The sequence below is a fragment of the Sphingomonas sp. NFR04 genome (assembly GCF_900114095.1).
Taxonomy (GTDB): Bacteria; Pseudomonadota; Alphaproteobacteria; order Sphingomonadales; family Sphingomonadaceae; genus Sphingomonas.
In genome coordinates this window covers 95,154-118,164 of sequence record NZ_FORV01000002.1, presented here as the reverse complement: position 1 = coordinate 118,164, position 23,011 = coordinate 95,154, and the positions used below count along the sequence as shown (strand labels likewise).

Genomic DNA, 23,011 nt, shown 5'->3' with positions numbered 1-23,011 from the left:
ATAGAGAGTATTCATGGACGAAGAAGAACAGCGCCTGGCCGCAGAAGCGGCTGCTCGGGAGGCCGCCGAAGCTGCTGCTGCCGAAGCAGCCCGCCGCCCCGCCGGTGGGAATGCAGGCGATGAAGCCGCCGCCGAGCTGGAGCGTGTTCGCGCCGAGCTCGCAGAGGCGCGCACCGCCGCCGCTCGCTTCGAGGGCATCGATCCCGAGGCTGCCCGGGCCAACGCGACCCGGGTCGCCGAGCTCGACCGTGCGGCACGAGACGCCGAGGCAGAGCGCGCCCGCGCGGAAGGCAACTTCGAGCGCCTGCGTGAACTGCAGAACGAAGAGCATCAGGCTCAACTGACTGCGGCGCAGGCCGAGCGCGACAACCTCCGTACGGAGCATGCTCAGGCGATCGCAGACGCCGCTCTCGCGCGGCGCCAGGTTGCGTTTGCGACCAGCAAGTTCTTCGCCGCCGAGACCATCCTCACGCCCGCCAAGGCGGAGCGCCTGTACGGTGACTATGTCGAGATCGAGAACCGCGTGCCGGTGGTCTACGACAAGCCCAAGGGTGCCGCCGGTCGCGCGATGGTGATGGACGCCAAGGGCAAGCCGCTTTCGTTCGATGATGCGATGAAGAAGGTGGTCGACGGCGAGCCGGACAAGGACACGTTCCTGAAGAGCAAGATCACGCCCGGTGCGGGATCGCGCACGATGGAAGGCAAGAGCGGCGACAAGCCGGTCGATCGCCACACGAAGCTTTCGATGGGCCTGAAGGCGCTCCGCGAAGCTCGATAACCACGCCTGCCGACTGTGTGTGCTTGCACACACAGTCGGCATTTGGTATGATGGGCACCGAAAAGAATTTCGAAGTTTTAGGAGAGATCAATGCCGTTGCTTCGTGTCGAAGCTGAGAAGCTCTCGAACAACGTCCTGGAGCAGGGCGTGATCGAAGAGATCATCGACAATGACGCCATGTTCGCGATGCTGCCGTTCAAGCGCGTCGTGGGCAAGGCCTACATGTATAATCGCGAGAAGACGCTGAGCGAGGGCGAGTTCCTCGACCCGTACGACACCGTCCCCGAGGGCGGCGCCGAGTTCGACGAGGTCGTGGCGAAGCTGCGCATCCTGATCGGCGACGTCGACATCGACAACTTCCTCGACGAGACCATGTCGGACACCAACGACCAGACCGCGACCCAGATCGCGGCGAAGGCGAAGGGCATGGCGCGCAAGTTCCAGCGCACCCTGGCGACCGGCAATTCGGGCACCGACCCCAAGTCGTTCGACGGCATCTCCGAGCTCTGCGCCGACAACCAGGTGCTGCCGACCTCGGGCGACGGCGAAGCACTGACGTTCGAGCGTCTCGACCAGCTGCTCCGCATGGTTCCGCTGGGCGCCGACGCGCTGGTGATGCGCGGCGGTACGCACGACGCGATCCTCGCCATGCTGCGCAACCTGGGCGGCACCACGCCGAACGACGTCACGCTCCCCGGCACGGGCATCAGCGTTCCCGCCTATCGCCGGACGCCGATCATCATCAACGACTTCCTCCCCGGCGACGAGCTGCACGGCACCAAGAGCAAGAGCTGCTCGATCTATGCGGTGCGCTTCAACGAGGCGGATGGCATGCACGGCATCTTCGGCGGGCCGACCGCGGGCTTCCGGGTCCAGTCGATCGGCACGGTGCAGAACAAGGACGTCGAGCGGTACCGCATGAAGTGGTATTGCGGCACCGCACTCAAGTCGACCCGCTCGCTGGCCCGTCTGAAGGGCATCACCAACATTTGATTCTTGTGTGTGCGATGTGGCACACACATATTCTGTTGCCCTGGGAGAGGGTCGGGCATGTCCCGGCCCTCTTTTGTTTGGAGAGTTCCATGAAGGTACGTATCACCAGCGCCGGCTGGGAAAATTTCACCGGCAACTTCGGTTTCAAGGCGCAGTTCCAGAACGGCGTGTCGGTCGAGGATCTCGACGCTCGTCAGATCAACCGTATCGCCTCCAGCGTGAAGGTGGTCGACGCCGAGACCGGCGAACAGATCGGCCCTGCCATGCTCGCGCTGCGTATGCATCATTCCCCCATCACCGTCGTCGAGCAGGCGAAGACCCTGGACATCGTGAAGCGCACCGACGAGATCGACCGCGCGGCGCTGATCGAGGCCGAGGCCGCGCGCAAGGCCGAGGAGAAGGTGGCCCTGGAAGCCGCTCAGGCCAAGGCGACCGAGCTGGACGCTGATTTCGTGATCTACACTCGCGCCGAGCTGGAGGCGATCGGCGGCAATGACGGCATCAAGGGGCTGCGGGAGATCGGCAAGCCGCTCGGCGTCAATGGCCGCGGCATCCGCGAGTTGGTCGAGGAGATCCTCAAGGCTCAGGCCGCGCAGGCGGTCCTCTGATGCAGAGCAGCTGCACCAGCGGCCGTGCCGCGACCTTCGCCATCCCTGCGCTCGACGATGCCGGGCAGGCGATCGCGGCAACCGCTGCCGAGTGGGCACTCTATGACGATCGAGGCCTGCCCATCGCGGCGGGTCCAGTTTCGTCGTTCGTGGCCGGCGCTGATGCAGCTGCGTTCCGCATCGAAGCTGAACACCTGACGCTCGCCGCGGACATCCCCAGCGCCGGGCGGGAGATTGTCGTGTCCTTCAAGACGGCCGATGGCCCCGTCGAGGCGCGCGACTTCTTCGTGCTGGTCGCCTCCCGCCCGCTCGTCGTCATGGTCAACAGCTTCATGAGCTACGCAGAGGCGCTGTCGGTCCGCAGCAGCTTCGGCCCCACGCTGGACGGATGGGACGTAACCTCCAGCCTCACGATGCGCCAGGGGGCGCTTGCGGAGGCATTCGAGAGGATCGCGCGCATGATCTTCAAGATCAGCCACATCGACCCGATGACCCACGCGTCGAGCTATGCCGCCTATGGCACCGGGGCCGACGAACCATTCGACACCACCCGGCGGCTCCGTTTGCGATCGCTCACGGTCGAGCAGTTCGACGCGCTGCCCGACCAGTTCCGCCGGGCGGTGAAGCGCGCGCAGCTGATGGAGGCCAACGTCCTGCTTGGCGGCGATGCGGTCGGCAAAAAGCGCCAGGACGGCGTCATCTCGGAAACGATCGGCGAGAGTTCGATCTTCTTCAGCTCGAAGCCCTACTTGAACCTGCCGGTCAGCCGGCAGGCGTTCGAGGAACTGAAGCGCTATGTCGTTCTGCAGTTCGGGGTGCTGCGGGCGTGATCTACGCGATCAGCGAAATGGCAGAGCGCGCGGTGCAGCGGTACCAAGGCTTCACCGCCCAGCTCGTCGGCCAGGCCGAAGTGGTGTTCCGGCGCGGGGCAACCGACGAGAGCTTGCGCAGCGATGCGTTTCATACCGCGCTAGACGCTGCGCGAGCGTTTGTGAGCGCAGAGCAAGCGCAGCTGAACGATGACACGCAAACGATCGCTATCGCTGCGCACGAGCGCGCTATGACCGATCTCGAAGCGAAGCAGCGCACGATCCCCGATCGCTTCGCAGACTTCATCTTCAGCGCGGCGCTCTACACCGCGCGCATCATCGCCGCGCAGGTCGACCGCGACGTGATGGCGATGGCTCAGCACAACCAGACGAATGCCCTGCGAGTGGATCTGTACGTGCGCTCGGGCCGCCATACGCCGTCATCCGCCACGGCAGCTGTGATGATCGAAGACAGTCAGGCGCCAGCGTTCCGCTTCGTCGATCGCGCTGGCCGCAGCTTCAAGTCGACCAAGCACATGCGCGACGTTTATCGGCAGCATCTCCTGAATATCTACAACGAGGTCTACATGGACAGCGTTGCCGAGTTCGGATGGGATGCGGTCACGATCACGCACCCGGACGCAAGCTACCGATGGTTCGGCGAGCAGGTGCGGATTGTCTCCGCCGACGATGACCGCCCGCTCTACTACGACATCAAGGCCGAGGTTTTTCACCCCTCGAGCCAGGCAACCCTCACCATCAAGCCATAGGACCCGACAATGTTCGTTCCCAACGCACGGGCGGAATGGCTGAAGAAAGCCGCCAAGCGCTCCATCACCGGCAAGGAAAGCTTCTTCGCGCCGCAGCCGATCGCCATATCGGTCGTGGACCTGAAGGACACCAGCGCACACACTAGCGTCCGCGCGGACAGCTCCGCGTCCCGCGGCGCAGCTGAGCAGCACGAGGCGACCGCCAAAATCCTTGCGGGCAAGCAGTTCGATGTGAAGTGCGGGGATCTGCTGCGGGTCTACGGCTATACGCTGGAGGTGTCGATCGTCCAACCGCGTGCGGACGTCATGGGGCGCCTGGATCACCTCGAGCTCGATTGCCACATCAGGGCAGACCTCTGATGCTCTACTTCAAGGGCACCGGCGCAACGGAGCTCGGCGCACACTTCGCGCGGGAGGGAGCAACCACCAGCAAACGCGGGCTGCGGCATATGCGCCAGGTGACCAAGGTTGTGATGGAGCAGTCGATCGCCAACTCACCCGTGGACTGGAAGGGCTCGCGCCGCGGCGAGGCGCCTGGTCACGAGTTGGAGAAGTCGCACCGCATTCGCGAGCAGTACGGCGCCGGCGGCCGCATCGAGACGACGATCGAGATCGGCGGGATGGTAGGCGGGGTGAATGTCGACCTCTACGCTGTGTGGCTGCACGAGAGCTTCGACTGGAAACTGGGGCCGGCATCGCGCGCCAAGATGATGATGAGCCCCAAGAACAAGGTCGGGCCGCTCTTCCTGGAGCGAGCGCTGGCCGAGCATGATCATGAGTTCGACGAGATCCTCGACGAACTGGTAGAAGGATTGATGAATCTGTGAAGCACCTGATCTATCTCGCAACGTTCATCGAGGCAGCTGGCATCGCGCAGTCTGGCGTGGACCTGTTCGTCGGCACGCTGCCCGCAGACGTCCCGCGCGGCGTCATGCTGATTGATCCGCTATCCGGCCACGAAATCGATGAGGGGCTTGGTGGCTTCTTCTCGTCGCAGATTCAGGCGGTCGTTCGTAACCCCGATCCGCTTGAGGGATTTGCCGTTGCGGAGAGGGTCGCCAAGGCGCTGACGCTCGAACGCGTTGAGGGCGACGGTGTCAAAGTGGTCTGGTGTCGACCGATGACCAGGCCGATCAGCTACCCGCGCGGCGAAGCCGACGACATCGAGACGAGCGTCCGCTTTCGATTGGGCTTCGCTCTCGTATAATCCAAGCGTGTGGCAAGTGACACACACTTATGGTATGATGCTTCACGATATTCATTTTGGAGCATGCAATGGCAAGCGATTTCGACAATCTGGAAATGGGTCCCTGCACGGGCACCTATAAGGGCACCGACCTCGGCCTGACCAAGGGCGGCGTCGAAGTGGAGTTCGGCACCGAGGTGACGCCGATCACCGTCGATCAGTACGGCGACACGGTCGTGGACAACGTCATCAAGGGCCGCTCCGTCAAGGTGAAGTTCCCGATGGCCGAGAGCGACCTCACCAAGCTCGCCGCCTGCGTTCCCGGATCGACCCTGATCGGCACCGGCGCCTCCAAGAAGCTCGTGATCAAGTCGGCGGTCGGCACCTCGCTGCGCGCCCAGGCCGGCGAGCTCGTCCTGCACCCGTTCGCCCGCGCGGCCAACGACAAGAGCAAGGACGTCACGATCAGCCTGGCCTCGGTGAAGGGCGATTTCTCGTTCGCCTTCAAGCACGACGACCAGAAGGTCTTCGCCGTCGAGTTCGAGGGCTTCGTCGATCTGACCACCGGTGAGCTCTTCACCATGGGCGACCCGGCGGCCGCCTGACCAGCCTGGGGAGGGGCAGTGCCCCTCCCCTCACCCTCCACACAGCAGCAAGAGTTACCATGGGCAACGAACCGAAAATCCTGAACCTGGACGACCTCGAGCACGACGTCTCCGACATCGCAGTGAAGCACAAGGGCACGTCTCATTACATGAAGGTGCTCGACGTCGACGGCTTCATCGAGCAGCAGAAGCGAGCGATGAAGCAGCAGCAGATGGTGGCCGACGCCGAAGCGATCGGCGACCAGGACATGGTCGAAGTCGTCTCGATGATCCGAGACAGCATCCAGGAGTTCTTTCCGACGCTGCCGGTCGGCGAGCTCCCCACCCCCTCGCTCTTCACGATCTTCGGCTGGCTCAACGATATGAGCTCCAAGATCAACGAAGTGTCCTCGCCCGACGCCGGTGAAGGCGTCACGGTGGGAAACGAGGTGGCGGAGCAGAGCTAAAGCAGATCGACTTCCCGTTCTTCGTAGCTCGTGTCTCCGCTGAATACGGCATGAGCTACCGGGAAGTCTTGAAGCTCCCGCTTCGCACCTTCTGGTCGTACAATCGCCAGATCGATCGCATCCGTGCCGAGCGCGACCAGCGAACCTTTCGACTCCTGATCACCGCCGCGGCGCAGAGCAAAGAGCCCGTCACGGCACTGGTGGAGTCGCTCCGACTGGAGCTCGATAGCCCGGTGGTGGTCGAGAAGAAGTTCGATGAGGCCAAGTTCGACGAGCTGCGGGATCGCTTTGCCTCCGGCAAGTCCTAACCAACACACACACGAGAGGATGAGGAAGTGGCAACGCGCCGGCTTAGTCTAGTTCTGGATCTTGATACCGGTCGGTATTCAGGTCGCCTGGCTCAGGCCGGCGCGCAGATGCGCACCTTCGGCGGCAACGTCGACAAGTCGTCATCCTCCGTCCGCAAATTCACCGACACCTTTGACCGCGCGGGCAGCGCGATGTCGACGCCGCTGCAGAAGCTGCGCGACTACGTTCTGATCCTCGGCAACATGCGCCTCGCGCTCCTCAATGTGCGCGACCTCGCCGTGGGCTGGGTCGGCGCATTGCTGCAGCAGTCGGCCAAAGTCGAACGCCTGACCGTGCTGATGAAGGGCCTGTCGAACCAGACGACGGCGCTGGGGAAGGCCACCGAGGCCAAGGAGAACCTCTCCGAGCTGTTCGACATGGCCCGAAAGACCGGCTTCGCGGTCGACGATCTGACCGACGCGTTCGTGAAGTTCCGCTCAGCGAAGCTCGATCCGCGGGACGGCTCGCTCCAGGCTCTCGCTGACGCGGTGGCTTCGTTCGGCGGCACCTCCGATACCATGCACCGCGCCTCGATCGCCATCCAACAGATGGCGGGCAAGGGTGTCGTGTCGATGGAAGAGCTCCGGCAGCAGCTGGGTGAGGCCGTCCCGAACGCTATGAGCCTGATGGCTCGCTCGATGGGCAAGACGGTCGCACAGCTGTCCAAGGAGGTTGCGACCGGCACCGTGCGCGCCGGCCCCGCTCTGGCGCTGATGTTCGCGGAAATGCAGCGCGTCTATACGGGCGCTGGCGGCAAGCTCGCGGCGACGATGACCGGCCAGCTGGCCGAGCTCCGCACCAACATCATGTCCCTTTCGACGGCTTTCACCGGGCTGGACGAAAAGGGCGGCCTGTTTGCGACCAGCGTCAAGGGCCTGAAGGATCTGAACGACCTGCTCAAAGGGTCCGAGGGGCGTCAGCTCGCTGCAGGTCTCGGCGGCGCCGTCAATTCGATCGCCTCCTCGATCGCGGGCGCGATCCGGGTCGCCGTAGAGTTCCGCAATGAGATCGGCGCCGGCATCAAGGCCATCGCGATCGGTATCGCCGCGCTGACCGCGAAGCGCTTTGGTGCCTGGATCTTGACCGGCGCACAGGAAGCCGTCGCGTCCCTCCGCGCCCTCAGTGTTTCCATTGCCGCAGCCCGCACCGAGGCCGCCGCCTATGGTCAGGTGCTCCGCGGCAACGTCACCACCCAGAACCTGTGGGTCCTGGAGCGCAACCGCATGGGGATGGAGGTGGCTCGCAACCGCGCGGTCGCCGAGCAAGAACGAACGATGATCAACGCGATCCGCACCACCACCGCGGAGCGTGAACGTCAGATCGGGAAGATCCGCGCCGAGATCGCCGCACTGTCCGAGCTGAAGGCCGCAAATCAGGCGGTGGCTACGGCTGCAGACCGTGCCGCCGCTTCTTCGGCAGCCAAGGCCGTCAGCGATGCACGGAACCGCGTTACCGCGCTTCAGGTGCAGCTGGACGCTGCTACGGAGAAGGCCAACGCCGCAGCCTTGAAGAACATCGGCAATAACCCGGCGATCCAGCAGGCCCGCGCGCAAGCGCAGCTCGCCGCCGCGGAAGAGATCGCGGCGATCGAGCGCGTCAATGTTGCGCGCGCACAGGCGGACGCGGTTGCGAACAACAGCTCCCTCACTCGAGCTGACCGCTCGCGCCAACTGGGCACGCTCGTTCGCCAGCAGGCAGTCGTCGAGGCGGAGCTTACCCAGGCGGTGAGGGCGCGCACGCTCGCTGAGCAGGCGCTGATGCAGGTTGAGGCTGAGGTGGCGACCCAAGCGTCCCAGCGTCGCGCCCAGACGGCGCAGGAGATCTCGCTCAAGCAGCGCCTGGTCGCGGTCGAAGCCGAGCTGGCCGCGGCTATCGAGCGCGAGGGCTTCGCTACCGCGGGCACCAATGCTGCATCGCAGACTGCCCAGCGCAGCGGCTTCGCCATTCTCGTGCAGAAGGAAAAGCAGATCCAGCTGGAGCTTCAGCTGGCCGCAGCCATGGCTGCCGAGACGGCTGCAACCGAGCGCCTGACGCTTGCCGAGACCGCAAACACCCTCGGCAAGCGTGCCATGGCCACGGCAGCCACGCTCGCCAGCGGTGCTACCCGCGCGCTGCAGGGCGCCATGACTCTCGCCCTCCACCCGGCGGTGATGATTGGCGTCGCCCTCTATCAGGCCGCCCAGGCGGCCGGCGTCTTTGAGACGCAGGCAGATCGTGCCGCTGCCGCCGCTGAGCGACTGCGCCAGGGTTTGGGCAATCTATCCGACATGCAGACCCTGGTTGCCCGGCGTGAGCGCATCGCGCGCGAGATGAAGGAGAACGAGGCCCAGAACCCCCTCCTCGGGATCTCCGTCGAGAAGGGCGAGCACTGGTGGGATACGGGCCTCAACGTGCGCGGGAACGACGCGCGCGCCAAGCGCCGCGCTGAGCTTCAGGCTGAAGACGCGAAGCTTGCGGGTCAGATCAAGCAGTCGCAGCCGCAGCTGGCGATGGACGAGTCCAACAAGCGGTGGGACGGCCTGATCTCGAACCGCACCAACGTCCTGAATCGCATGGGCGAGCAGTACGGCCAAGACATGGACAAGCTGCAGGCCGATCTGGAAAAGGGCGACAAGGGCGCCCTCGCCAAGATGCAGGCGCGAACCGCCGCGTTTGACCGAGCGAAGCTCGCGATGGACCAGCAGACGCTGGCCAAGGCCCGAACCGACCTGGCGCGAGCGCGCTCGTCGGGTAAGGCGCAGTGGGAGCTGGACCCGCTGATCGCGACCGTCAACAAGGCTCGTGAGCTGGTCCAAGAGGGCCAGGCGAAGGTCGCTCAGGGCGCCCAGGCCTTGGGTCAGTTGGCCGGCAACGGCGCCAAGGGTCTTTCGAAGTGGGAGCGCGCCGCTGTTTCCGCTGACGGTGCAGCTGCGGCCGCGGCCGCGCGCATGAACGGCAGCGGTCCGGCCCTGGCCAAGTTCAACGCAGAGCTGGCCGGCGGCAAGTACGCCGGTGCCACCGAAGAGCAGATCAGCCGCATCCGCCGCGCTGCCACGGCGACGGACGCGCTCGCTCATGCGCGCAAGGCGAATGCCCAGGAGGACGCCTTCGAAAGCCGCATCGTTTCCATGGCCGGCCGCCTGGCGCAGCTCAACGACCGTCTCACGGACGGCAAGGGCGAGCTTGCAAAGTTCAATGCGCAGCTGGCAGCGAGCCCAGACCATCTCGGCCTCACCCCGCAGCAGATCCAGCAGCTGCGCGACATGGCCTCGGCGATCGACGATACGGCCAAGCAACAGGACGTGAAGAAGGTCATGGACGGCCTCGCTGGCGATCTCGCGCAGGCTACCACCGAGGGCAACGAGTTCTGGACCTCGTTCAACCGCGGGACGATGGAGGCCGACCAACGGCTGGCGCAGATCCGCTCGCGTTTCGCTGACAAGCTGATCGGGCTCTCGGGCCAAGAACTCGAGAACGCCAAGCAGAAGATCGACGAGATCGTGGCGGCAATCGAGCGCGCTGATGCCGCGCACACCGTCAAGGGCTGGGAGGATACCGCCGAAGAGATTCGCATCAGCCTCATGAACGAGGACCAGCAGCGCGAGGCGAACTTCAGCCGTGAGATGACGCGTCAGCAGGTCCTGCTTGAGGCGGTGCGCAACAACGCCCAAATGAGCGCGGCGGAGAAGCAGCGCGCCGAGCAGGCTTTTCTGTCGTGGAAGGCCGCAGCTGAAGCGCGCAACGAGCGCGCGGCCGAAGGTGCGCTCATCCAGCAGGCGCGCCAGTGGGCGAGCCTCGGCCAGGGCATCCAGCAGTCCATGGCCCAGGCGCTCGGTTCAATCGTCCAGGGCATGACGGAGGCGAACACCAACTTCGGCGACCTGGTTGGCGACATCCTGAAGAAGATCCTGCAGGTGATCCTCCAGGCGATGATCGCATACTCGATCCTGTCGGCAATCGGCATGGCGAACAATGCTGCCGGCGAGAAGGTGTCGATGGGCACGTTCCTGAAGGGGCAGCTCGGCGGCGGCTTCTCTACGACCGGCAAGGTCAACTCGGGCGCACAGATCGGCTACGGTTCGGGCGGGAGCAACATCATGCCTGGCGACCAGCCCACGTTCGATATGGGTCCGGGCATCGGCAACGGCATCCCGCTCGGCGGCCCCCTGAAGGGCGTTCTGGGTGGCATCGGCAGCGTTCTGGTGGGCACCGCACACACTGGCGGCGTCATCGGCGCCGCGTCGGCAAGCGCACACGTCCCTGCTGACGTGTTCGCCAACGCCAAGAAGTATCACGGCGGCGGCTGGATCGGCGGCCGTCAGCTGAAGTCGGGTGAGGTTCCGATGATCGGCCTGGACGACGAGGTGGTGCTGACCCGCGAGCAGCAGCGGCTCCTCGGCAAGACGGGCTACGGCGGCGGCCACCCGGCGAAGGTCGAGGTCAACGTCATCAACAACAGCGGCCATGAAGTCGACGCTGAACAGGGTGACACCCGGTTCAACGGCCGGGACATGATCGTCGATGTGGTCCTGGAGGCCATGGGCAAAGATGGGCGGCTGCGCAACGCGGTCGCGGCAGTGAGGCAGTAATGGCGCAGTTCCCTACCCAACCGGTCCTTTCGCGCGGCGAGAGCCCGTCGCTCTTCGATCGTGTCCTGGAGGATAACACCGTCAAGAGCGACACCGAAGGCGGTTACGAGTTCCGTCGTCCGCGGTTCACCCGCGCGCGGCGGATCACGTTCACGACCGGATTTATCGCATTGCCTCACGCCGATTATCAGACCATAATGGCGTTCGAAGCCGCACACACACGAAGCCTTCCGTTCACCTACTTCGACTATCTGCATGGAACCTTTCACCAGGTTCGGTTCGACGAGGTGAAGACGAAGTATGTGGGTGTCGGCCGCAATCGCATGTGGGACATCACCATCAAGATGACTGAGGTATAGTTTTGGGCCGCCAGCTTTCCGTCGCGAGCGTGATCGACAAGAACAAGGTTTCGTCTGACACGGCCTGGGTCATTCTCCTCGAGGTCAACATCGTCAATCCGAACACGCGGCAGACGGTCGACACCATCCGCATCGCCCGCAACCCTGAGAACATCGTGTTCGGGGTGGATGGCGACGGAAAGCCGCGCGTGTTCCTGGCGGGCAATTTCAGCCTCAATGTCGACCAGAAACAGAATGAGGCTCCCTCGGTCTCCATCGAGGCGCAGGATCAGACCGGCTTCATTCAGCGTCGCATGGAAGAGATGGCCGGCGGCATCTTCTCCGAGGCGGTCATGATCGTGCTCAACACAGCGCGGCTGGATCGCCCTGTCGAGTTCGAGGAGAGGTTCCAGATCGTCACCTCCAGCGTGAAGGATTACGCGGTCAGCTTCACCCTCGGCGCCGAGAACCTTCTCAACATCGCCTTTCCCAAGCATCGGCAGTCGAAGACGAGCTGCGCATGGCGCTTCCGGGGCTACGGCTGCGGATACACCGGCGCCGAGACAGTTTGCGACTATACCCGCGACGGGCCTAGGGGGTGCGCGGTCAAGGGCAACCTGCTCAACTTTCGGGCGCTCACAGGCCTGGTTCGCATGAACTTGTAATGTGGTGACTGGAACACACATATGCTACAATCTGGGAATGATCGCTGAAGTCGTTCCCCACTATTTCGACCTCCTCGGGCTCCCCTTCGAGCGCGGCGCACGCGGGCCGGGCACTTTCGATTGCTACGGCCTGGCCAAGGAGATGTTCCGTCGTAACGGCGTCGAGCTCCCCGACTTCGTGTCGCCCGGCAGTCTCGAGGAGGTCGAGAGCCTGATCGATCGCGAAAAGGGACGCTGGAGGCGCGTGCCGCTCGGTACCGTCAACTCGCTCGTCACGCTACGCGTCGAGGGGCTCGGTGCCCATGTCGGCTACACGATCGCGCGCGATCGCTACCTCCACACCACCGGCGCGACTGGCGTGACTACCGACCGGCTCAGCGACCCCCTCATCAAGCCGCTGGGAGCCTATGTCTATGGTTAAGCCGCCGCGCCAGAAGAACGTCGTGCACCTCAGCGTGCTCTACAACGCCTTCGAGCCCGAGACCGTCGAGAAGCACGAGCTTGCCTGGCGCAAGTCTGCGACGCTTTCCGACTATCTCGAAGGCCTGCCCGAAGAGTGCGAGTGGATGGTCTTCCTCAATGGGGAGGAGATCCAGCCGGCCGACAAACTCGGCCACAAGCTCTCACGCGGCGACCAGTTGGGTCTCGTGCTCGTCCCCCAGGGCGGCGACGGGTTCAAGTCGGTGCTGCGCGTGCTGATGCAGGTCGCGATGATCGCCGTCCAGTTCATCCCCGGTATCGGCCAGATCGCATCGATCGGCATCGCGATCGGCCTCGGCCTGGCCAGCGCGTTCCTACTGGCGCCCAAGGCTCCGAAAAAGGCGGATAACGACGACAGCCGATCCTACGGCATCGACGGCGCGAAGAACTCCGCAACGGAGAACATCCCCTACCCTGTCATCTACGGCGAGTTCCGCACGGCGGGCAACCTGGCCGACTGCTTCACTAAGAATGTGGGGGACGATCAGTACCTCTACATGCGCGTCGTGCTCAACGACGGGGAAGTGGAGAGCGTGGAAGGCATCGAGCTCAATGAGCAGCCGATCAGCTCGTTCACGGACGTCGAATACTATGTGAGCAAGGGCACGCTGAATGAGGCGGCGCACCCCTGGTTTGACGGCTCGACGGTCCAGAGCAACAAGTCCCAGAAGATCGATACGGGTTGGGTCGAGCACTATACCACCTCCGCGGTCGACAAGATCCGATGGGATGTGGCCTTCTCGCAGGGCCTGGTGAACATCGACAGCAAGAAGGGCGATTATAGCAATCGCTCTGTCACCTTCCAGATGGAGGCGCGGCAGGTCGATCCGGTTACTCGCGAGCCGCTGGGCAACTACCAGCCGGTCGAGTGGCAGAACGGCTCCTACGACTATATCGACATCGACCGCGATGGCGTGCAGCTGAAGGACATCCTGCGCTTCATCGCCCACTCGCAAACCAAGACCTCGGAGGTTTCGCAGAGCACCGGCGCCGTCCAGTATCGCAAGGCCGGGACCGACGAGTGGGTCACCGTGCCCTTGAACGCCGTCGCTTCGCCCGGGTACATCTTCGACGCCAGTGGGGACGGCAGCATTGCCGGCGACACCGACATCACGCCCTACGTCTCCGGCCAGTATGACGTCGCGCTGCCGCGTGGCGACTACGAGGTGCGAGCGGCGCCGGGCGCACAGATCACGCGGCTTGTGGCATACCCCAGCGTAGCCACGTTCTCACAAACGGTCACCGACAGCCGCACTCGCCAGATCCGCCGCTCCTTCGAGTCCGCGCAGCTGGCGCATGGCTTCTATCAGACCCGCATCCGGCGAACGAACGCCACCTCCACCGATCAGTACAAGCTGGACGAGGTTTATCTGACCGACGTCGCGGAGATCACGGTGGATCCAGTGGCGATGCGCGGCACCGCATACCTGGCCTTGAAGATCAAGCTCAACGAGCAGCTGAGCGCCATCCCGACCGTCACCGCGCGCGTGAAGGGCAGTCGCGTTCAGCTCTATGACATCGAGGGCAATCCGACCGAGAAGGCGTGGACGAACAACCCCGCGTGGTGCGGTGTCGACATCCTGGCCGGCATCGAGCGAGGCGCCGGCGTTCCGACCAGGCGCATCGACTGGCCGCGGATCATTGAGTTCGCTGAATACTGCGCGGCGAACAATATCACCTTCAACGGCGTGTTCGACACCAACTCAAATCTCAGCGATGCGCTGCGCGCGGTCTGGCGGATCGGCCACGCAGCACCCATCCCATTCGGCACCAAGATCAGCGTCGCAGTCGATAAGCCACGCGAGCCGGTCGCCAGCTTTACTCAGGCGAACATCCTCAAGGGTTCGCTCGAGCTGAGCTACATGTCCATGGCCGACCGGTCGAACGAATACGAGATCACCTATTACGACCGCAACGACCGCAACAAGCAGAAGACGATCCGGTACGTCGACCCCAAGGCGGTGACCTTCAACGAGATCTCGCGCGTGGCGCAGGTGTCGTTCCCCGGCATCGACAACGTGACCCAGGCCACGAAGGAGCTGTGGCGCGCCATCTACCAGAACCGGCTGCTGATCCGCACGCTGACGTTCGACACGGCCATGGACTCCATCAACGTGCTGCTGGGCGACGTCGCGCTGATCCAGCACGACATGATGGCCTGGGCGAACAGCGGCCGTCTGTTCGCGGGCAGCACAACGCGGAAGCTCGTGCTCGACCAGAACGTGCAGATCGAGGCAGGTGCCCGCTACTCGACCATCGTCCACTTCGACGCCATCCACACCGGCCAGAACGCGATCTACAGCATCGTAGGGCAGAAGCTTCTGGTGACCGGCGATAGTGTCGAGGCGACCAAGGCCAAGCGTCTCATCATGGACGGCCAGGACTACGAGATCGTGCAGCTTCGGGACGGAAATCCCTATCACACGATCACGTTGGCCGTGAAGCCGCCGCTGATGTTCCCAGGCACGCAGGTGAACCTGTGGGCGACGGACGTCGTCCTGCAGTATGACGTCACCACGAGCGGCCCGGCTGAGACCAATGTGGTCGAGCTCGTCGCCGATCTCCCACAAGCGCCCGCCGAGGGGGCGAACTTCATCTTTGGCAAGATCGAGCAGGTTCGGAAGCCATACACCCTCACCGGGATCAGCGGGTCGGGCATCGAGAAGCGCCGACTGACCTTCGTCGAATATCACGAAGGCGTCTATGGGCCGGCTGAAGTCGAGATCCCGATCCCGGTGACGGTGGTCACCGACCGTCAGGTCCCGCATGTCTCAATGCTCCTGTTCGACTACGAGCGCCTGGTCGCAGCCAATCGCAAAACCATCACGGCGCGCGTGCACTGGAACCCGATCAACATTCGCAATTATGCGGGCGCCGACGTCTACGTCAGCATTAACGGCTCAGCCTTCCGCTCGGCCGGTTCTGCGGTGAACTCGAACGAGTTGATGGTCGCGGTGAATGAGGGCGATGTGCCCGAGTTCAAGGTGGTGGCCTATAACACCCGCGGCGATCGCGCTCCATTCGCGTCCGCGCCCTCTGTGAAGGGGACGGTGGCAGTTCTCTATGCCGCGCTGGACGGTCCTCGAAACGTCGCGGTGACGCCGACGAACTTTGCTGTCGTTGGCGTCGCTGAGATGGCGTGGGATGAGCCAGCCGATATGACCGGGGTCCAAGCCTACGAGGCGCGTTATCGGCGCGCGACCGCGCAGACCTGGACCAGTCTTGGCGAGCACGTCGAGCGGTCGCTCACGATCTCGGGCCTCGACACGGGGAATTATGTGGCTCAGGTCCGTTCCACCAGTGATTCGAGCCTTTCCGAGTGGGTGGAGAAGAAGTTCTCTATCGCCGTGAGTCCGTACGCGCCGACCGATCCGACCAAAGGCAACAACCGGGACGGGAGCGCAATCATGGCGCCGATTACGTCCGCCGGCGATGTCGAGCATGTCATCAACAGCGATGGCTCCGCCGACATCAGCTTCGAGTGGGAGTGGAAGGGCAAGGACGCTTCGATCGATGGCTTCGAGGTGGCTTGGAGCGCAGAAACCGCCTAACAGTGTGTTGTCGCGCACGCCTTTATTGCGTGTGTGACGACACACGTATATACTCCCCGCATGACGACGCTCCCCGAGACTTCTGTTTTCGTACCCTCGAGCAAGCGCTCGATCATCCTGCCTGGGGTGGCCGCCGACAAGTTCTACAGCTTCAAGGTCCGCGGCTACCGCAAGGTAGATGACGATGTCGCGCCGGGCGGCTTCATCTTCTCTGACTGGATGGCTGCGCAAACGCTGCGCTACCGCCCGGTCGACAAGATCTCGTTCAATGGCGACATCACAGGCACCATCCACGGCGTAGACGCCAGCCAGGTCATTCTCGACCTACTGGGCGTCACGAGCGACCGGGTACTGTCGCGCGCAGAGAAGCCGCAGGTGCTGCTGCTCTACAACCAGCTGACCGCTTCATTAAACGCCTCGCGCGCAAAGGCGCTCCAGCTCGGCGGCGTGGACACCTACATCGACGCGGCCAACGGCGCGAACGTCGCGCTGCGCGCGTACCTCGCTGGGCTCGAGCCCAAGTGGAACGACTTCACGCAAGACACCCCCGTGGAGCCCGCGGAATTTCAGGCCGCGTTCGCCACCATGAATGCGGCGCAGGCGGATCTCGACGCCGCAATCATCGATCGAGCCTCCAAGCTCGCTGACTGGGACGGTGTGAACGGACCAGGCAAGCCCGCCAACAATGCGACGGTCGGCGCCCCGCCGGGAACGAGCGTCGGCGGCGTGCCGGCAGAAGACATCGCCGACGCCGTCAAGGACGCGACGGGTAACGTCGTTGCCGCGCGCGATCAGTTCCTGAAGGTGAAGGCAGAGATCGACCAGGCTGTCGACGCCGCGCGCGCCGAGGCGGAGAAGGTGCGGAGCGACCTGACCGCGGAGGTCGAACGGGCCAAGGGTGCCGAGGGTACGCTCACGACCTCCATCGTCAGCGCCAAGACCATCGCAGACCGGGCCGAAGCTGCGGTGACCGACGAGGCGCTTGTCCGCGCGCGCGACAACGTGGCGCTGAGCGATCGGCTTTCGACCACTGAAGCTCAGCTCAAGGGCGATCAGGACAGCGCGCTGAAGGCACGCATCATCATTGAAGAGACCGCGCGCGCGACGGCCGACGATGCCTTGGCAAATCGGGTAAGCGTGGTGGAGTCGTCTAATGGCGCGGCTACTGGCGCGCTGAACGCCAACGCATTCTTCGAGATCTGGCCTGATGGCCAGGAAATTCCGACAGGGTGGCAGTTCTGGGGCGACGTGCATACGATCTCCCGGGTAACCGAAGATCGCGTATCGCAGACCTGGGCTTTGCGACAGACGTCCTCCGGCAACATCAATTCCGGCGTGTATCAGTCCCTCGCGACCCTCAAGGGTGCGGGCTGGTATGTCATCGAAGCGGATGTTGATCTGAACAGCGGCAGCTGGCGGGGCGCCGGCGTGTCTATCTCCGGCCGTTGGAACCTGACCTTCGACACGGCACCCGACAACGCGGATGTCGCCAGCGCCACTCAACTCGGCAACCGCCGTTGGAGCCTGCTGGTTCACAAGGATGCCGACGCTGACGGCAACTTCCACCTGATGACCAACTATACTGGGTTCGGGTCTGACGATAAGGACCTAACCTGGCACCGCTGCTCCATCCGTGTCGCGAGCGATGCGGAAGTGAAGGCAGGGCGCGCGTTGGAGGTCTCCAGCCAGGCGATTGCTCGCATCGTGACCGAAGAGACGACCAGGGCCGCGCAGGACAGCGCGTTGGGCGACCGGATCACCAAAACGGAGGCGCAGCTCGACGGCTCGCAGGGCAGCCAGCTGCTGGCGAGGATCCAGTCCGAAGAAACGGCGCGCGTCAGCGACACCGGCGCCTTGGCGTCGCGAACCGCCGTCATTGAAGCGTCGTCTGATATCGCAATGAACAAAAACGCGCGGTTCACTGCACCTTTCACCGGCTCTGCTCCAACAGGCTGGAACCCGTGGGGAGGAGGTAACGGGTCGACCGTTACTCCGTCGACCACAAACCCCGGGCGCAATGGTACGGTGCCAGTCTACATGCACCGCGTCGGTAACAGTAACATCGGCCTGAAGCAGGATCTCGAAAATATCCCCGCGGGCTGGTATGTCATCGAGGCAGAGGTTGAGCAGTTCGAGGGCAATTGGCAGGGGTCGGGAATTTACATCGACTTCTGGTACCGCGAGAATTATAAAATTGGCTTTGGTAATACACCCGACATCAACGATTTTACGTATTCAGGTCCTGGGTATAATCGTCGAACCTGGAGTGTTCTGGTCTACAATTCCGCGCAGACCAATTTGTCGCTTCATGCAATGGGCGGCTGGGAGGCCTTCGGGTTTGATGGGTCTTCGAGCGACACCTACTGGCACCGGTGCGTCGTTCGACCGGCTACGGACGGCGAAATAAAGGGTAAGAAGGCGCTCGACAGCACCGGCAACCTGACCGCGCGCGTCACCACTACGGAGAGCGCGGTTTCGAACCTGAACGGTCGCACCGCTGCCTTCTGGGAAGTCGTTGCGGTTGCGGGGAATAACCGCGCTCAGCTGATGATCCGCGCGGATGCGAACGGTCGCGCTGGCGTCGACATCGTCGGTGACGTGTTGATCAGCGGGGACTTGTTCGTCACCGGGTCCGTCAATACGCGAGCGATGGCCAATAGCTCGATCTCGAACGCTGTGAGCACAGTGCAACTCGGGTTCCGCGCCACGGCGAGCGGCCCCCAGTTCACGGTGACGAGAACTAACTCGGAAGCCATCACCTTCGGGTACACTGGCGGCCGCATGCGGGTCGATGCCCAGTTCGAGGCAATCCTTTCCCAGGATACGCAGGGGACCGGCGGCTGCAACGCCAGGCTCATGCTCAGGCAGTCCAATGGCGAGGTGTTCCCCATCAGCAGGACCATCCCTGTCGATCCCTACAAGCGCACCCCATACACGTTCTGGGCACTCACCGCACCGCTGCCGGGCACAACGACGATGTGGCTCGAGTTTGAGGTGACGAAAACAAACTCGACCTCGGCCGCGGCGTTTTTCGACGTCAGCTATGTCCAGCTCATGGCAGAAGAAGTGAAGAGGTAGGAATGCCCTGGTATGCAGTAAAAGAGAACGGCGTGGAAGTGAAGCGGGTCTACGCGGAGTCCCCGGAGGACTTGCTCATGAACGCGCAGGAGGGGCACTCCTTCGAGATGGTGCCCTCACCGTTCCCTTCGTCGGAAGAAACGAACGATCAAAGCTAAGGAGAAGACATGGTTATGGAACAAGACACGCTGACGGCGGAGGAGCTCGCTACACTTCAGGCGCTGCAGGAGAAGCAAGCCCGCGCTGCCCAGCAGGAGAAGGAAGCTGCGCGGATTGCCAAGCTCAAGTCTTTCGGCACGCTCGCCGACATCCTCACGCCCGCGATGATCAACTCTGTCGTACAGTCGATCAGCGCCTCGATGCCTACGATCGACCGGGACACCTACACCCGGCTGGAGCGGGTCAGCACCATCCTGCGCTACGACGCGCTCCCGATCGCACAGCAGATCGAGGAGCTGTCCAAGACGCTGGTGGAGCAGCCCGCCACCTAAGCCTTCATTGCCGCTTCTTCGCGTTCATGTTAGTATGTGCCAACTGACACGCACACGCGAGGAAGCGCATGAATTGGATGAGCATTGGCTTGCTCGCGCTGGGGGTTGCCGTCTGGCTTTTCCTTCGCGCCCGCCGCCGGAAGATGGCAATCGCCATCGAATATGAGAGCGATCAGCCCGTCGATGTGCAGGCTGAACACAAACCGACAAGCCCGGTAGGCTTTCACAGCCCCAGCGAGCGCGCCGCATGATTGTGGGCTTCACGCTCGTCATGTCGATCCTCGCGATCATCTCGGGTATCGTGGCGGTCGGCTCCGGGAAGCACTGGCGCTTCAAAGTGCCCGACTACTTCCGAGGCAAGCGCAATGCGGTGCTCTACGCCTGGGTCACCGCCAGTACCTGCCTATCGCTGTACCTGACCGGCGTCCTGGTCGAGTTCGGCATTCGCAACGACTGGAGCATCGCTACCCCCTACGGGCAGCGCTTCTTCTTCATTCACGCAGTCGCCGGCATCCTGTTCACACTCGCGCACATCTTCGTCGCGGTCACGCTGAGCAAGGAGGTCGGTCCCGTCGACAAGTATCTGTGGGGCGAAGGGAACCGAAGTGCCGATTGAGAACGAGAAGGCAACGCTCATCCAGCACATCTGGCTGTTCACGGGCGGAGCGATCCTGATCCTGCTGCAGTCCATGGTCAGCGACGTGAAGCGCCGCTGGACCTCGCTGCTGGCCGGCTGCGTCTATGGTGGCGCAGGCGCCGTTGTAGGCTGGGGGTTTCTGCAGGATCTGCACTGGAACTTCTACGCGACCCTGTTCCTGGCTGGCGTGGCTGCGGTCGTTTGCGAGAACGTCCTTGCCGGCGTGCTCAAGACCAGCCGGCAGTTCGCGGATAGCCCGATCAAGGTCGCCAGCTACTTCGCGCGCATGTTCCTGCCCACCTTCGGCAAGAGCGTGGGCGACGCCGACGCCGACAAGGACGGCTTGAAGTGAGGGGGTTTGCCGCGCTCGCGCTCTGGCTGAGCCGCCCCTCGCAAACCGTCCCAACCAAACCCGCGACCGCGGCCTATGCGGTACGAAACACACAGTAGGAGAGAGCAATGGCAATCCGTCTGGGCAGTGAATCCCTTGCCCATCTGAAGGGTGTTCATCCCGATATCGTGCGCGTGGTGACGCGCGCTGCTCTGATGGCAACCGCCGACCTGGACTTCAAGGTAATCGAGGGCGTGCGCACCGATCAGCAGTGCTATATCAACTACGGCAAGGGTCGTACTGCGGCCCAGTGCGCCGCCAAGGGCGTCCCGGCGGTGCATGCGGCGCCGGGACTGCCGAAGGTCACCTGGCTCAGCGATCCGCTGAACAGCAAGCACCGCAAACAGAAGGACGGCTTCGGGCACGCGGTGGATCTGATCCCCTACCCCGTCGACTGGAACAACCTGAAGCGGTTCGACGCCCTGGCCAAGCTGGTGCTTGAGGCAGCCAAGCTCGAGAGGGTCTCGCTCCGCTGGGGCGCCGACTGGAACCAGAACGGCCGGCCGCGGGAAAAGGGCGAGACCGACAGCCCGCATTTCGAGCTGGCATAACGCGCGGCGATTAAGCCGCGACGAAACTTCTTGCGTCGTGTAGAATGTGTGTGCAAGAACGCACACGTCAACGCACAGCGTTAGGAGTGACTAATGACCAAGCAGGCCCGTAACACCGGGAAGCAAGCGCGCCGCAACAGCAAACAGCAGCGTGCGCCGCGCAACGAGCTTCCCGGTGACAGCCTCCAAGTTCCCCGTGCCCCCTTCAAGCGCAAGGCCTGGGCACCACTGACCGACGCTCAAGCCTCGCTTGCCAACGCCGTCAACGTCTACCCGATCACCTTCGTTGAGGGCGAGTTCGGCACCGGCAAGACGTTCGTTCCCACTGCGACCGCGGCCGACCGTCTGATCGAGGACAACGAGCATCGTTTCGTCCTGACCCGCCCCGCAGTCGGCGCCGGCGAAGAGCTCGGCTTCTTCCCGGGCGAGCTCGAAGACAAGGTCCTCCCCTGGGCGCAGCCAGTCATCGACATTCTGAACGAGCGCCTGGGAACCAGCTTCGTCGAGTACCTCCTCAAGACGGGCCGGATCGAGATCGCCCCGCTGGGCATGCTGCGCGGTCGAACCTTCTCGAACTGCACGGTGCTGCTGGACGAGGCGCAGAACACCACGCCCAAGCAGATGAAGATGTTCCTGTCCCGCATCGGTGAAGGCACGTCGATGATCGTCGACGGCGACCTGAAGCAGACGGACATCACCGGCCCTTCCGGCCTCGCTGACGCGGTCAAGCGCTTCAAGAGCCACCCGCAGTTCGGCTATGTGCGCTTCGGGATCGATGACATCGTGCGCTCGGGCATCGCGAAGGAAGTGTGCCTCGGCTACGCCGATGAGCCGCGCGAGCGCGACGCTCCGGTCACCAACCCCGTGCCTGACTTCTTCAACTACTCCGCCCAGCCGCTCGGCAACGCATGACCCTCGGCGTCTTCTCAGCACAGGATCACGCTGACGACGCCGTCCTTATGGCGGCCGTGCAGGGCGCGTTCTTCGGAACGAACCTGCCGGCCGCCAGGATCGAGGGCCTGATCGCGGCGCATGTGCCCAAGCGGCACATCAAGGACGTCGCGGCGGTCTACGGGACGAAGTGGTGGGACTATCGCCGGCTATCGCCGGGCCACAGCTTCCTGCTCTTCGCGCACCACTATTATCGGTCCTTCAAGATCGCAGCGCGTCGCTTCACTCGCGAGCGCGCCCGGCAGTCCGCCTCACAGGGGAAGCGCCTGGGGTCCGCGCTGATCGGCGTGGCTCCGGTCCAGTACACGGTGGAGGAGATCTGGGACCGCGATGCCAAGCACATCACCGGCATGTGGAACGCGATGCTCACCTGTGACGCGCTCGGCATGCCCTATGACCAGTTCGTCCGGCTGGCGAACCAAGTGGCGATCGACACGATGTGGACCCGCTTGCCCCAGCCCGCGCAGCTCTATTCCCCCAAGCTCGGCGCCCTGGTGGTCGAAGAATGGGAGAAGCTGAGCGAGAGCCGGCTTTTCACCGCGCAGCACCCTATGTTCAAGGTGGAAAACTACGCCGGGCTGCCCGCCCAGGACGCCTATCGCGCCTGGCTGATAGAACAGATCCAGCAGCGCGCAGATAAGGCGACCGGTCTCGCCAACGTCGTCTACCGCACGCCCCAGCTGCCCGTGGATGACGCCCTCGCCTTTTTCGGCAAGCATCAAGTCGAGCGCGCCCGCCTCATCGCTAATTGATCCGCGGCTGCAAAC

General features: G+C 63.6%; 24 protein-coding genes. All 24 read left to right on the top strand.

Features of this window, described 5'->3' with window-relative positions; translation table 11 throughout:
* The first annotated feature begins 13 nt into the window (after positions 1-13).
* The 24 genes from BM009_RS06710 (at position 14) to BM009_RS06600 (ending at position 22,996) form a co-directional block, all read left to right on the top strand.
* The gene (locus BM009_RS06710; protein WP_093294921.1) at positions 14-778 is read left to right on the top strand and encodes a hypothetical protein; all 765 of its coding nucleotides are present in this window, start codon (positions 14-16) and stop codon (positions 776-778) included.
* A gap of 90 nt (positions 779-868) precedes the next feature.
* Positions 869-1,771: a major capsid protein gene (locus BM009_RS06705; RefSeq protein WP_093294920.1), complete on the top strand. Its 903-nt coding sequence runs from the start codon at positions 869-871 to the stop codon at positions 1,769-1,771.
* 89 nt (positions 1,772-1,860) lie between these two features.
* The gene (locus BM009_RS06700) at positions 1,861-2,379 is read left to right on the top strand and encodes a hypothetical protein (RefSeq protein ID WP_093294918.1); all 519 of its coding nucleotides are present in this window, start codon (positions 1,861-1,863) and stop codon (positions 2,377-2,379) included.
* Complete coding sequence (locus tag BM009_RS06695; RefSeq protein ID WP_093294917.1) at positions 2,379-3,209, top strand: hypothetical protein; 831 nt, start codon at positions 2,379-2,381, stop codon at positions 3,207-3,209. The genes BM009_RS06700 and BM009_RS06695 overlap by 1 nt, the downstream gene beginning before the upstream one ends.
* Complete coding sequence (locus tag BM009_RS06690; RefSeq protein WP_093294915.1) at positions 3,206-3,958, top strand: hypothetical protein; 753 nt, start codon at positions 3,206-3,208, stop codon at positions 3,956-3,958. Before BM009_RS06695 ends, BM009_RS06690 begins: the two co-directional genes overlap by 4 nt.
* 9 nt (positions 3,959-3,967) lie before the next feature.
* Positions 3,968-4,318 (top strand): hypothetical protein, encoded by a 351-nt coding sequence (locus BM009_RS06685; protein WP_093294914.1) that lies wholly within the window; start codon positions 3,968-3,970, stop codon positions 4,316-4,318.
* Positions 4,318-4,785, top strand: a complete 468-nt coding sequence (locus BM009_RS06680) for a hypothetical protein (protein ID WP_093294912.1) — start codon at positions 4,318-4,320, stop codon at positions 4,783-4,785. The genes BM009_RS06685 and BM009_RS06680 overlap by 1 nt, the downstream gene beginning before the upstream one ends.
* Complete coding sequence (locus BM009_RS06675) at positions 4,782-5,165, top strand: phage tail terminator protein (RefSeq protein ID WP_093294911.1); 384 nt, start codon at positions 4,782-4,784, stop codon at positions 5,163-5,165. The genes BM009_RS06680 and BM009_RS06675 overlap by 4 nt, the downstream gene beginning before the upstream one ends.
* A 68-nt stretch (positions 5,166-5,233) precedes the next feature.
* Positions 5,234-5,749 (top strand): hypothetical protein, encoded by a 516-nt coding sequence (locus tag BM009_RS06670; protein WP_093294909.1) that lies wholly within the window; start codon positions 5,234-5,236, stop codon positions 5,747-5,749.
* Positions 5,750-5,808: 59 nt separating this feature from the next.
* Positions 5,809-6,195, top strand: coding sequence for a hypothetical protein (locus tag BM009_RS06665; RefSeq protein ID WP_093294908.1), 387 nt, complete (start codon positions 5,809-5,811; stop codon positions 6,193-6,195).
* 68 nt (positions 6,196-6,263) lie between these two features.
* The gene (locus BM009_RS06660) at positions 6,264-6,503 is read left to right on the top strand and encodes a hypothetical protein (RefSeq protein ID WP_139216570.1); all 240 of its coding nucleotides are present in this window, start codon (positions 6,264-6,266) and stop codon (positions 6,501-6,503) included.
* 108 nt (positions 6,504-6,611) lie between these two features.
* Entirely contained in the window at positions 6,612-11,111 is a 4,500-nt protein-coding gene (locus BM009_RS06655) for a tape measure protein (protein ID WP_093294905.1), read from the top strand.
* Positions 11,111-11,470, top strand: a complete 360-nt coding sequence (locus tag BM009_RS06650; protein WP_093294903.1) for a hypothetical protein — start codon at positions 11,111-11,113, stop codon at positions 11,468-11,470. Before BM009_RS06655 ends, BM009_RS06650 begins: the two co-directional genes overlap by 1 nt.
* 2 nt (positions 11,471-11,472) lie before the next feature.
* Entirely contained in the window at positions 11,473-12,114 is a 642-nt protein-coding gene (locus tag BM009_RS06645) for a hypothetical protein (RefSeq protein ID WP_093294902.1), read from the top strand.
* Between the two features lie 37 nt (positions 12,115-12,151).
* Positions 12,152-12,535, top strand: coding sequence for an NlpC/P60 family protein (locus tag BM009_RS06640; RefSeq protein ID WP_093294900.1), 384 nt, complete (start codon positions 12,152-12,154; stop codon positions 12,533-12,535).
* A complete protein-coding gene (locus BM009_RS06635) occupies positions 12,528-16,145 on the top strand; it encodes a DUF7359 domain-containing protein (protein WP_175487930.1) in 3,618 nt (1,205 codons plus the stop codon). The genes BM009_RS06640 and BM009_RS06635 overlap by 8 nt, the downstream gene beginning before the upstream one ends.
* 60 nt (positions 16,146-16,205) lie before the next feature.
* Positions 16,206-19,223 (top strand): DUF7359 domain-containing protein, encoded by a 3,018-nt coding sequence (locus BM009_RS06630; protein WP_093294897.1) that lies wholly within the window; start codon positions 16,206-16,208, stop codon positions 19,221-19,223.
* 167 nt (positions 19,224-19,390) lie between these two features.
* Positions 19,391-19,714, top strand: coding sequence for a hypothetical protein (locus BM009_RS06625; protein ID WP_093294895.1), 324 nt, complete (start codon positions 19,391-19,393; stop codon positions 19,712-19,714).
* Between the two features lie 68 nt (positions 19,715-19,782).
* Complete coding sequence (locus BM009_RS22170; RefSeq protein WP_139216568.1) at positions 19,783-19,965, top strand: hypothetical protein; 183 nt, start codon at positions 19,783-19,785, stop codon at positions 19,963-19,965.
* On the top strand, positions 19,962-20,330 hold the full coding sequence (locus BM009_RS06620) for a hypothetical protein (protein ID WP_093294894.1): 369 nt from the start codon (positions 19,962-19,964) through the stop codon (positions 20,328-20,330). Before BM009_RS22170 ends, BM009_RS06620 begins: the two co-directional genes overlap by 4 nt.
* A complete protein-coding gene (locus tag BM009_RS06615) occupies positions 20,320-20,703 on the top strand; it encodes a hypothetical protein (RefSeq protein ID WP_093294892.1) in 384 nt (127 codons plus the stop codon). The genes BM009_RS06620 and BM009_RS06615 overlap by 11 nt, the downstream gene beginning before the upstream one ends.
* 107 nt (positions 20,704-20,810) lie before the next feature.
* Positions 20,811-21,293, top strand: coding sequence for a M15 family metallopeptidase (locus tag BM009_RS06610; RefSeq protein WP_093294890.1), 483 nt, complete (start codon positions 20,811-20,813; stop codon positions 21,291-21,293).
* 93 nt (positions 21,294-21,386) lie between these two features.
* Entirely contained in the window at positions 21,387-22,205 is an 819-nt protein-coding gene (locus BM009_RS06605) for a PhoH family protein (protein ID WP_093294889.1), read from the top strand.
* Positions 22,202-22,996 (top strand): hypothetical protein, encoded by a 795-nt coding sequence (locus BM009_RS06600; RefSeq protein ID WP_139216567.1) that lies wholly within the window; start codon positions 22,202-22,204, stop codon positions 22,994-22,996. Before BM009_RS06605 ends, BM009_RS06600 begins: the two co-directional genes overlap by 4 nt.
* Positions 22,997-23,011: the final 15 nt, after the last annotated feature.